At 57.5% G+C, this 11,347-nt stretch carries 11 protein-coding genes; 4 read left to right on the forward strand and 7 right to left on the reverse strand.

The window, feature by feature from the left end; all coding sequences use genetic code 11:
* Window positions 1–5: 5 nt before the first annotated feature.
* Window positions 6–1,271, reverse strand: coding sequence for an NRAMP family divalent metal transporter (locus tag QA644_RS26650; RefSeq protein WP_283073921.1), 1,266 nt, complete (start codon window positions 1,269–1,271; stop codon window positions 6–8).
* A 384-nt stretch (window positions 1,272–1,655) separates the two neighbouring features.
* Between QA644_RS26650 and QA644_RS26655 the strand changes: the two genes are divergently transcribed.
* Window positions 1,656–2,318 (forward strand): GntR family transcriptional regulator, encoded by a 663-nt coding sequence (locus tag QA644_RS26655; RefSeq protein WP_074071838.1) that lies wholly within the window; start codon window positions 1,656–1,658, stop codon window positions 2,316–2,318.
* Between the two features lie 160 nt (window positions 2,319–2,478).
* On the opposite strand, the gene QA644_RS26660 is transcribed toward QA644_RS26655, so the two are convergent.
* The 3 genes from QA644_RS26660 to QA644_RS26670 form a co-directional block, all read right to left on the reverse strand.
* Window positions 2,479–2,700 (reverse strand): hypothetical protein, encoded by a 222-nt coding sequence (locus QA644_RS26660; protein WP_022717815.1) that lies wholly within the window; start codon window positions 2,698–2,700, stop codon window positions 2,479–2,481.
* A 418-nt stretch (window positions 2,701–3,118) separates the two neighbouring features.
* Complete coding sequence (locus tag QA644_RS26665) at window positions 3,119–4,249, reverse strand: helix-turn-helix domain-containing protein (RefSeq protein ID WP_239603586.1); 1,131 nt, start codon at window positions 4,247–4,249, stop codon at window positions 3,119–3,121.
* Window positions 4,250–4,663: 414 nt separating this feature from the next.
* Window positions 4,664–5,188, reverse strand: coding sequence for a hypothetical protein (locus QA644_RS26670; RefSeq protein WP_283073922.1), 525 nt, complete (start codon window positions 5,186–5,188; stop codon window positions 4,664–4,666).
* Window positions 5,189–5,569: 381 nt separating this feature from the next.
* On the opposite strand from QA644_RS26670, the gene QA644_RS26675 reads away from it, so the two are divergent.
* The gene (locus QA644_RS26675; RefSeq protein ID WP_194731197.1) at window positions 5,570–6,031 is read left to right on the forward strand and encodes a hypothetical protein; all 462 of its coding nucleotides are present in this window, start codon (window positions 5,570–5,572) and stop codon (window positions 6,029–6,031) included.
* Here QA644_RS26675 and QA644_RS26680 read toward each other — a convergent pair.
* Together QA644_RS26680 and QA644_RS26685 are read right to left on the reverse strand one after the other, a co-directional pair.
* A complete protein-coding gene (locus QA644_RS26680) occupies window positions 6,021–6,671 on the reverse strand; it encodes a response regulator transcription factor (RefSeq protein ID WP_092588006.1) in 651 nt (216 codons plus the stop codon). The genes QA644_RS26675 and QA644_RS26680 overlap by 11 nt on opposite strands.
* The gene (locus tag QA644_RS26685) at window positions 6,668–8,068 is read right to left on the reverse strand and encodes a sensor histidine kinase (RefSeq protein ID WP_283073923.1); all 1,401 of its coding nucleotides are present in this window, start codon (window positions 8,066–8,068) and stop codon (window positions 6,668–6,670) included. Before QA644_RS26685 ends, QA644_RS26680 begins: the two co-directional genes overlap by 4 nt.
* Window positions 8,069–8,345: 277 nt before the next feature.
* Between QA644_RS26685 and QA644_RS26690 the strand changes: the two genes are divergently transcribed.
* Window positions 8,346–9,113 (forward strand): hypothetical protein, encoded by a 768-nt coding sequence (locus QA644_RS26690; protein ID WP_283073924.1) that lies wholly within the window; start codon window positions 8,346–8,348, stop codon window positions 9,111–9,113.
* Window positions 9,114–9,280: 167 nt separating this feature from the next.
* A complete protein-coding gene (locus tag QA644_RS26695; protein ID WP_283074093.1) occupies window positions 9,281–9,502 on the forward strand; it encodes a hypothetical protein in 222 nt (73 codons plus the stop codon).
* 241 nt (window positions 9,503–9,743) lie between these two features.
* On the opposite strand, the gene QA644_RS26700 is transcribed toward QA644_RS26695, so the two are convergent.
* Window positions 9,744–11,102: an IS5 family transposase gene (locus tag QA644_RS26700; protein ID WP_283068614.1), complete on the reverse strand. Its 1,359-nt coding sequence runs from the start codon at window positions 11,100–11,102 to the stop codon at window positions 9,744–9,746.
* Window positions 11,103–11,347: the final 245 nt, after the last annotated feature.

Here is an 11,347-nt window from a genome sequence, read left to right on the forward strand (position 1 = left end):
TCTCCTTAGGCGGTCAGAAGCGCGAAGATTGGGCCGATTGACTTGTAGCCCATGTACCAGGTGAGGACGCAAGCCAGCACTCCGAGCACCAGCAGCCAGCGCGGATAGCGATAGCCACCCATCAGGTCAGAACGAGCCCAGGCAGCATAGATGAAAATCGACAGGCCGATCGGCAGAATGAGACCGTTCAGGCCGCCGACGAAGACCAGCATCTGAGCCGGCGGGGTGGTGATAATCACATAGAAGAACAGCGATACCGCGATGAAGATCACGGTCGCGATATTGCGGGCTCTCTCACTAAGGTCCTGCTTGAAGATCGTGAGGAAGGAAACCGACGTATAGGCAGCGCCGATAACCGAGGTGATGGCGGCAGCCCACAGGATAATGCCGAAGATGCGCATGCCCACATCGCCGGCGGCGGCCTCAAAGGCTTGGGCGGCCGGATTGGCACCCTTGCCTGAGACATCGATTACGACACCGCTGGCGACTACGCCGAGCACAGCGAGAAAGAGGACGTAGCGCATGACGCCGGTGACGGCGATGCCGGTGAGCGCTGCGCGGTTGACGGCGCCGAGGTTTTCGATGCCGACCGTGCCCTTGTCGAGCAGGCGATGGGCCCCGGAATAGGTGATGTAGCCACCGACCGTGCCGCCGACGATAGTGGTGATCGTGGCGAAATCGACGGTTGCCGGCAAAAAGGTCTGGAACAGTGCTTCGCCAACCGGCGGGGCCGATACGATGGCCACATAGAGCGTCAATGCGATCATCAGGATACCGGCGAAGATGATGAAGCGGTCGACGGCCATCCCGGCGCGCTTCGATAAGAAGATGCCGATCGAAAGAACCGCGCTGATTGCGCCGCCGATTTTCGGATCAAGCCCGATCATCGCATTGATACCAAGGCCCGTGCCCCCGATATTGCCAATATTGAAGAATAACCCGCCGACGATCACCAGAACAGCAAGCAGATAGCCAGCGCCCGGGATTGCCGCATTGGCGAGATCGGAGGCACGCATGCGCGTCAGAGTCACGATTCGCCAGATGTTTAGCTGCACGACGAAATCAATGACAATCGAGGAGAGGATCGCAAAAGCGAAAGCCGCGCCGAGTTTGGTAGTAAATGTTGCCGTCTGGGTGATGAATCCCGGGCCAATGGCCGAGGTAGCCATCAGGAAGACCGCAGCCGTTAGTGCTGCGCGCCGCGACTTGAGCGACATGCCAGACGATGCGGCCGATGCGCCGTCTGTGGATGAAATAGATAGCTGTTCCATAAACCCTCTCCTTATGGGGCCCTCCCGCAGTTCCTCGGGCGGGCCATGTGAGTTTTGACACGAGCCAGCGTCGTCGCGTTTCTTTACGATGTCAAGATTGTTCAACGATATTAATTTATCGTTCTACTATATTGCTGAAGTGTTGAGCAATCTGCTCATTTCATGAGCGAGGGCCAGTCTTCGGAACCAATTTTTGCAACACCCGCCCGCGCGCTTGTCACTTTTCGTGCCCTTAAGAAATATGTCTGACTGGCCCGATTGACGTTTGCCGCAGTGGCCCGATTGACCGTGTCGTTCGCCCCATGGTTCCCATTGAGCGAGAACCGCTATATCGATGCGCAAGGAGACGGATGCTTCATCCATTTCCATGCAGAAGGGGCTTTGATGGCTGAACAGGATACCATATCGGCGCTTGCGCCGCGTCTGGCGGAGGAGATCCGCGACATGCTGATCGCGGGCGAATTGAAGCCGGGGCAGCGCCTGTCTGAGGCAGCGCTCAGCGCCGGCCTGGATGTGTCGCGCAACTCACTGCGCGAAGCCTTCCGGCTCTTGACCAAGGAAAATCTCTTGCGCCACGAGCCCAATCGCGGCGTCTTTGTCGCCACGCCGAGCATGGCCTCAATCATCGACATATACCGTGTGCGCCGCATGATCGAATGCCAGGCGCTTGCAAAGGCCTATCCCAAGCATCCGGCAGTGGTGCGCATGCGCTCAGCGGTCGAGCGCGCCAGGGTCGCGCGCGATCGCAAGGATTGGGCAATGGTCGGCAGCGAAAACATGGTCTTTCACGCGGCGATCGTCGATCTTGCCGACAGTCAGCGCCTGAATGCTTTCTACGCGCAGATCGCCGCAGAGCTGCGTCTCAGCTTCGGCCTTCTCGCCGATCCCGAATTGTTGCACGCGCCCTATGTCGACCTCAATGGCGCTATTCTCGAAAAGCTCGAGGCGGGATTGACGGCCGAAGCTTGCACAGCGCTCGAAGCGTATCTGATGCAGTCTGAGCGCACAGTTCTCGCCGCCTTCTCGCGGATCGATCCGGGCAAATGATCCGCGAATGTGAAACCCCCAGCTAATACCACGGTCTCAGACCACGCACGCCGCCGGCGAGCCGCTTCGTCGCGAAGCAGCAGCGCCGGCGGGCTTGCCGAAGAATTGCTGGCACCATCTCGCGCTTGTTGTTGTGCGAAACGCGAACGGATACTCAATACTAATTTGCCGCAACCCTTCGCGCGAGCGCCATCACATAGTCATCCGCGATGTCGGCCAAGGTCAAAGCGACCTCCGGCTCCTTCCACCCCGCAGCAAGGGCCCTTTGCACGAAATCTTGAAATGCCGCTGCAAGGACCTCCTCGCGCTCGACGGCTCGATATGGATCACTTGCGCCATGTTGCGGGTTGCTGATCTGTATTGTCGGACGGGTAAATTCCATTGATATGCCCCCTAAAGGTTGCGCTATTTGCATGGAGAGTACATTCGTCATGTACCCGGTTTCTCTCGCCTGAACTGCTATTATGCTTCTTTTCTAATAAGTTAAGTGTCGCGTGTCGTTAGCCACGCATCCCGAAACTTGCAGCAGCGTCCATTTTTGCAATCATCGATAGGCAATGCGGAATTTTACCCTCAATGGCCACGATATTGAGTTAAGCAAACATGCCCACGGTCCTGCGACGAGGCGGCGACCAGTAAAAAGCCATCGTGAGGAGGCCGCCGGGCTGCTTTGGACCGGTCGCCATCGGCTGGACAATGGAGCATTCGTTCATTTGGCGGTACACGATCGATGTGTGCGGCAAGAGAAATGAGGTCGTCAATGCCGCAGATCGCCTGCTGTGATGGCGAACAGGCCGGGACTAGCGGCTATGGCCGAGCATCTTTAGCCATTTGTCGAAGGAATGAGCGCTCTCGACTTCTGACATTGGTGCGACAGCATGCCCAAGATAGAGCGGAACGGCTACATTTCTCGCCTCGCGCGGACTGTAACCAAACTCCTTACTGAATGCCCGGCTGAAATGGGCAGCAGAAGAAAAGCCCACAGCAAAGGCGATATCGACGATTTGCTGCCGATTGCTGATGTCACTCAGGGCAGCGTGAGCAGACAAAAGTCGCCGGCGCTGAATATAGTGATGAACGCCGCCATCCGGCTCGAACACCTGATAGAGGCGGGTGCGCGAAACACCGAGTTCCCGGCATATTCGATCCGTCGTGAGATCGGGCGACTTCAAATTGCGCTGGACGAAGCGGCGCACGCGCTCCATCAAAGCCAAGGTGCTGTGTTGCTCCGGAACAGCAATATTCGAAGCCGATGCTGAAACGCAGGTCAAAATCATATCACGTGTGGTCTGGACCACGTAGGGAAGGTCCACTGCAGCCAGACGTGAAAGGTTTGCCTCGACACCATCCAGATATTCGATCAGCAGTTTGGTGTATGTTCCGGACAAGGCGACATTGTTTTTGATTTCGCTGGAGGCGGGAACATCAAAAAGCAGTTCGCGCGGCAAATAAAGCGAGAGAACTCGTGCCTCGGTTGATCGGCCTCGAAAGGGATGGCCCAAAGAACGCAGCTCCACCTTTCCTGGCTCGCCCTCCGAGACATGCCCATCAACTTCCGTCCAAGTCCGGCCGTTGCGCAGGACCGAAATGTGCCAATGATCGATGAGGTTTGACCGCACCTTTGCCTCCGATCGCATATAGCTGTGGGCAGGTGTGCTTTGTTGAACGACCAGCATGCCGCCGAGATTCCAGGCCGCATGATCGGCTACAAACGCCGCTTCTTGCGATGGGCTATCCGGACGCCGAATGTCTATAAGGGGAGCGACATAGGCCTGCCAGGCCGCAAATTGATCTGCCGGTTCCAGCCCGCGCGTGGAAAACAGCAATGGTTCCAACGCTGGCGGAGCCGGAGGCTCTTCATTGCTTGGTTGTGCCGATCGCGGATAACGACGGCGTTCGACCTTTACCGGCGCAGTGTCGTCGCCCGGCACGCCATTTTCGGTTTCGGCACCGGGGGATACGGACTGTTCTTTGCGTCGATCATCTGACAATCTGGTCCCCCGAACTGGCGTCACGACAGCGCCAAATAGTCACCCGAAACCTGTGTATGTCGCCGGATCTGCCGAAAGAGACGGAGAACGCTGTCCCCTTCCAGGCGAAGATAGGCGCTTCATCAAACCAACGACTGCACAGCGCTGGCCAACCCGGCAGCATGCCATCTCTTTAGGCGTTCCAGTCTCCGAGCCCGAACCGGCCACGTCTGACTTTCAAGCTCGCTACCACCGACCGTGTGGTCGACCCGATCAGGAACTGGTCTGATTCTACCGATGATCCCATCAAGGCCATTGTCTAGGTAATTTCTTGTCTAGATTGTGGCATTTGGCGGCATGCACGAACGCCGCGGGTCAGGTGTCGGCACCGGGCGCATGAACCGGAGCCGAGTAGATGGTCGTCGGCATTGGTGGAAGTCTCAACGGTGGCAGCGGCTCCATATCACCGGAATGGTCAGCATGAAGTTGAGCGGAGACTATCGAAATCTCCAACTTCGTGAGGAATGCCATCCCGATCCTTGTCAGGCGGTTCTGGTCTCCTGGCACGCCGTCTGTCAAGATGTGTCTTACGATAATGTCATTGGCACTTCGCCCAGGATCGCACGCCCGCATTTCCGCTGTCAGCAATTTTAAAGCATCGGCCAATTGTCTTTCCGCGTTGACGGTAGATGCCGAACCGGCTTCGCGCAATTCGCTATAGAGCTTTGCTCGCTCGTAAACCTCTTCGGCTCTTGCCAGACACTCTGCTGTCGGTTTGATCAGCCTCAAGGCGAGGCGTAGGTTAATTGCGGCCGTAAGCTCAAATGCAGCAGCCGAGAAACTTGTAACCGCACCCGGGGGGTGGGTGCTCTTTAGAAGCGCCAGCCATTGAGGGATCATTACGGTCTCCGGAACGCGACCTGGACATTGGAAGAAACGAGAGTACGCGAGCACATATCTCTCGTGGGTTGATCATGCCCTCCCAGTCCTCATCTGTCCTCGGACTTTGGTCCTATCCGCAAGCGGACGAAGGTCCGATCCCGTCCGCAGGAAAGGTCTGATCTTCCTTTATCAGGCGCTTGCAGGGTTGACGATCGGCATGCGTCATGAGCAATCTCAAGAACTTGGACTGGCTTTTTCGGCTTCGGATCTTGGATGCTGCATGTAAATTTGCTCGGCAGGTTTTGCCCATCGCCTCCGAGCCGAATATTCGCCATTGCTCCAAGTGCGCTCTTTAATTGACAAAGGACGTGGGCGCTGACCCCGCGTCAGGTAACAGCGATGACTACGCGTCGGAATCTTCTAGCCACGTTGTGTTGGGCTTTGGTTGGTGTCTCCCTTTCAATCCTTCCCTACAAGATTGAAATATCGGGATCCGCGTTCGACGTGGTCACCCAGTCTGCCCTGGCCAAGAGTGGAAACAACGGCAATGGCGGCGGCAACGGCAACGGCGGCGGCAATGGCAACGGCGGCGGCAATGGCAACGGCGGCGGTGGCAATGGCAACGGCGGCGGTGGCAACGGGAAGAGCGGCTCGAGCAACAGCTCTTCCGGAAAAGGCTCTGGTGTGTCGGCAACGACAAGGGGCGATGACAACTCCTCGCTCGAAGTGCTTCACGTCGATGGAATGAGCGAGGAAGTCAAAAGGGGACGCTACATCATGAAGGATGCGAAAGGGCGCACGATCGTCAATCGGCGCGCCACTTTTGATGATGTAAAGCGGCTTCAATCATTCAGTCCCTGACCGGCTTTCGATCGATCGCATCGCGAAAGACCATCGCCGCCTCTGTCCTGTTGTTGACGTCAAGTTTCGCCATGACCTGTGTCATGTGATGCTTGATCGTTTTCTCGTGCAGGTCGAGCTTCCGGGCCACCTCCTTATTGCTAAGGCCCGTCGCGACGAGCTTTAGAACTTCGTGTTCACGGGCGGTAAGCGCAGCAATGGCGTCAACGTTGGAGGGCTCGGATGGATTGTGAAGCAACTTGGCAGACAGCGTCGGAGCGACATATCCGTCCCCGTCAGCCACCGTGCGGATGATGTCGGCGAGTGCTCTGGAGCCGACGCCTTTGAGAACATAACCTTTCGCCCCCGCCTTCAAGGCTCCGGTAACATCATCGTTGGCTTCAGAGACCGTCAACATGATGATCTTCTGCGATGGTGATGCTTCAAGGATCGGACCAATCGCGTTCAGTCCCCCGCCTGGCATGGAAATGTCGATGAGGATGATGTCGGGCCGCAGGTTCTGTGCAATTCGCAACGCGTCATCCTTCGAACCGCCTTCGGCGATCACCTCGAAACCATCGATCTCCGACAAGCTTCTCGTTACGCCCTCTCTAAACAGCGGGTGATCGTCTATAACCGCGACCCTTATCGTTTCGCTCATACTTGCTCGGTCTCCTCGGTGTTGAGTGTCATCCTGACGATCGTACCTGGCGCCGCAAATGTGATCTCGAACGTACCGCCAAGACTTTCAACGCGTTCCCTGAGGCCCGCAAGTCCAAGGCTGGTAGGTCCGACGTCGTCGGGACTGAAACCTGGCCCATCGTCTGCGACGTCTACGCTGACGCAATTTCCCTGCAGACGCTGGATAACACGCTGGCCTGCGCCGCCGCCATGACGATAGGCATTATTCAATGCTTCCTGCACAAAGCGGTAGATGCATATTTTCGCCGACGGCGATAGACAAACAGGTATGCTGGACGTCACCAGGTCGACGATCGTCCCGGTTCTCTGGCGATGCGCGTGAACACCACGCTCCAATATTTCAGAAAGGCTCGCTGCCTCGATCTGCGGCAAGACCAGACCGCTGCAAATCGTACGGATTTCGCGCATGGCTTCGTCGAGACTTGCCTTGATGGATGCTATCTCCCGCTCGCGGGTGACAGGAGAGGTCGATGCGCTGACGACGGTGCGGCTATCCAGCCGAAGCGAAGCATAAGCTATTAGTTGGGCTGGGCCGTCGTGAAGATCCGCGCCGATGCGCCGCAGATAGCTCTCGTTCAACGCGGTGACGCGTTCGGAAGCGCGCTGGACACGCTCCCGGAGAGCCTCGTTCTGTGCAAGCAAAGCGGACAAATCGTCAATCCGCTGCCTCAACGCATGACGCTGATTTTCGATCGTTCGGCTACCCCTTAGAACAATCGCCGAAAGCGTCGCGAAGAACACAAGGGTAAAACCCGCCACCGCGAGCCAGGTGTGAAGCCGGGCCTGGCTGAGGCTGTGCTGGAAGTCATTGGCAATTTCGTAAAACTCCGAAACGGCGACCACCTGTCCCGACCAGGGCTGCAGGACGGGGTTGTAGATCTCCAGAAGCGGTTCACCGGCAAGACGTTCTACCTTGTCCTCGACATCGTCGAGCTCGTTGAACTGAGCCGCCATCTTGCCGGCAAAGGCCGTCTTGAGCTCATCACTGAGCGGGAACTTCTTTCCGACCATGGTCTTGTCGTTCGAATAGAGAATAGTTCCATCCGAGCGCCACAAACGGAATGACAACAGCCGGTCGCCGAGCGCACCTTGCCCGAGCGTCTCGTCCAGAGCCCGCGCGACCGTGTCGTCAAGCGCCTGGCTCGTCTGCATGTCAGGCAGCAGCGGAGCAATGACACTGTCCACGTAAAGGGCAGTCGTTGCGGCAGAATTGCGTGTAACTGCGTCTTCGATCAATCGAGTCACGAACGCCCCGACCAGAAGCATCGCTCCAATCGAGACAATGCCGCCAATGACCAGGAACTGCTTGGCCAGTGACTGCGAATTCCATTTTGAAATCAGGTTGGGCCGACGCACGAGTTATTCTCGGGGATTGGTCGCATTGCGTGGGCGACCCGTTTCGATCTTGCAGATAGCCTACCTTCTCCGCTGCGGCGGTCAATGGCGAGCGTGTCAAGCGTCCACTATCAGACGTTTAGAATCCATCCATCGGACCTAAGTCCTAACCGCTGCGGCATTGGTCTGAGGATCATGGAATCGCGCCGCCGCGCAAGCTATCGTTGCGTTCACTGAAGCCGCTCATCGGCGGCTGGCCGTGATTTTCATCGCCGCCGCTTTAACGAGGAGACATCGCATGCCAATCAGAAAACTGATCAGCCGGGGCATTCTTGCGCTTACGATGACAGTCGCACCACTAACGGGCGCTACGGTCGGAATCTCGAACGAGGCCCTCGCCAAGGACGGAAATGGCAACGGCAATTCTGGTGGTGGTGGAAACGGCAATGGGAATGGGAATGGGAATGGAGGCAACCACGGCAGCGCGGGCTCGAACCATGGCAAGTCTGGCAATGCGCATTCCCATTCGAAGACGAGTTCAAAGTCGGGTGCAAGCACGCCGACGCTCGAATCGCTTTTCGTTCATGACAAAAAGACTGGTAAGGCAACAAAGGCGGATAAGCCCGTCAAGAGCGGCAACGCTGCAAAGAAAAGTCTGAAGAACACCAAATCGGACACGGTTGGACTGAGTTCGTTGAACCGCAACTATCACGCCTACATGCATTCCAACGACCCGCGACTGGCTCCCGTTGCGGCCTACGTCATGGCATATGCTGAATTCGAAAAGGTAAGCGGGCCCGATGTGGTTCCGACCGATCCGGCGCTGAGCGATGAGGCGCTGCGCGAGGCCCTTACGGGCTTCACAAAAGGGGGCGTCGTGAGCGACGATGCCCTTGCTGAAGCCAAGGAAATCCTCGGCGTGGGACCGGCAGTCGGCAAGATCGACGAGATTCGCGAAACGCTGCCCGATCCGGAGGCCGTGGATACGGTTGAGGAGCCAACAACCACGGAAACGACGACAACAGTCACGATTGTCACGGAGACGCCCACCGAGCCGGCGAACTGATGTTGAGATACTCGCCGGCACCTGAGGTGCCGGCGCAATTCATTGCCGGCAGCGGCGAGGTCCCTCGATAACCACCACGCTGGCTGCAGAGTCCCGTCTAGGAATTCCTGCTGAGAGATCTTAGCGAAACATTATCATCAGTGTCGAATGCTACGGATACGTGCAACGTGCCATATCTGAATCAGGGCCGGATGATGCCGCAATCGTTTGAATCTATCCTGGAAAGCCTGCGCCAGGGCATTGTGCTTCTCGATCCTGGCGCGTCTGGTGAAGCAGATCGTCGAACTGCACCAAGGCTCAATCGAGGTTCGCAGTGCAAGGGGATCCGGATCGACATTTGCCGTTACACTTCCAATTACGCGAAACAGCGGTTCTTCCGCGCGCAGTGATGCTGCCTGAGGCGAGACGTCGACAATAAAATCACCATTCTTCGCATGGACGCGAAGCTCGCTTCGCATTGTTGAGGCGTTGAGGGATGCAGGCTCAACTCGACACGTCCAACGGTCGTGGGGGATTTGGGGCGTCCGGGCCAAATGGTTGATCTTTACGGTGTCAGGATGCCGGAAATGACGGCCGCCCGCTTTTGGCGAAATTCAGTCGACTATCTAGTCGATCGTGAAGAACTCGTTTTCAGGCAGGGAGATACCGCTTTGGTCGGCTCTGGAACGGGAAGAGTAGTGCGGCTAACAGACACAAAAGCTGCCTGAACCATCGCAGCAGGAGGGAGAAGTTGTATCCGGCGGCCGCCAGAACGGCATTGACGGCATCACCCTGTTCGCCAGCGAAATAATTCCGCTCCATTCTGTGTTCGCTCTTGAGGTGTCCGATGACGGGCTCGACCGCCGATCGTCGCCGCATCTGGCGTTTGATGGCGGGCGTGAGGCGGCGCTTCTGGCCGCTGGTGAAGACCCTCAGCTTGTGACTTTCGGGAGCATTATGGCCGCGGTATCCAGCATCGGCCAGAATGCGGGAGAGCTCGTTGCCGATCATCTTTTCCATATCCGGAATGACGGTCGCGAGCGTGTGGCCGTCGTAGGGATTGCCGGGCAGCGCCGTCGCGTGCAGCGCGAACTGCCCGCCCTTTGAACGGTTCAGTGTTGTGGCCACGGACACCTTCACCCCGAACTCATAGGGCTTGTGCGCCTTGCCTTTACCAATGCACTCGACCTCGTCGGCATGCAGGCTGTAGATCTTGCGGCCATGCTGACGTTGCCGCTGTTCCATGACCGTTTTTGCCTGATAGACCGGCCATTTGAAGATCGCGTCGAGTTGTTCGTCGCCCGCGATCTGACGCTCGATGTCGCGAACGGTCCGACCGAGATAGGTCTTCAACTTGCGCAGCGCCTTGCCAGCCCGTTTGAATTGCTTCGCATGAGCATAGCGCTGATGCTGGATCAGGGCGAATTTACCGAGCCGAACATAGGTCTGGCGCAGGTCGAGCCCCATTTTCTTCGCCAGCCGCACCAGCCGTTCGCGCGCCCGGTGAATAAGCTTGGCATCCGTCGGGAACATGACGTTCTTCGGTTGAACGGTCGTGTCCACGATCACTTGCCGCGTATCCTGTGGCTTCATCGCGCCTGTCTTGACTGCCACTGCCAGGCTCTCCTGCAAGAGCGCGGCGATCCGCTCCTCGCCCATGCGCTGCCGCCAGCGCGTCATCGAGGAGCGGTCGAACGATAGTTCGTGCCGGAAGAACTCCTCGCCGCACAGGTACTGAAAATAGGGGTTCTCCACCCAGCGCTCGCACAGGGCCTCGTCCGACAGGTTGAACGTGTGCTTGAGAATGGCCAGCCCCGCCATGAGCCGCGTCGGCAATGGCGGCATGCCCGCTCCGTCCGAATAGACATCACCAAAACGGGCTTCCAGCACTGACCAGTCAATGGCCTGCGCCAGACGCACCAGTTCGTGCTTCATGTTGATGATCTGGTCGAGCCGGGATCGGAATAGATCCTGTTCACCCGTTTCGCGCCGTTCACGTGGTTTGCCCATGCCTGGCTCTCCGATTCACCGCGATAACCCAGTGAATCACGCTTCGCCAGCCAGGGAAACCTCAAACTGATTTTGCAAGGAAACAGCCTGTTCGGCGGCTGTTTCCTGCAACTATAAGATCTGCAGATCATTCAATTCTTACGTCAAATCAGCGGCTTCCGAGTTCTTCACGGCCGACTATCTAGACTTCAGCAAAACTCCGTTCTTGTTTCCGCTCTCACAGAGGAGCAGAATTCGCACGCTGG

The organism is Rhizobium sp. CC1099, from assembly GCF_029714385.1.
In the GTDB taxonomy this organism is placed as follows: Bacteria; Pseudomonadota; Alphaproteobacteria; order Rhizobiales; family Rhizobiaceae; genus Rhizobium.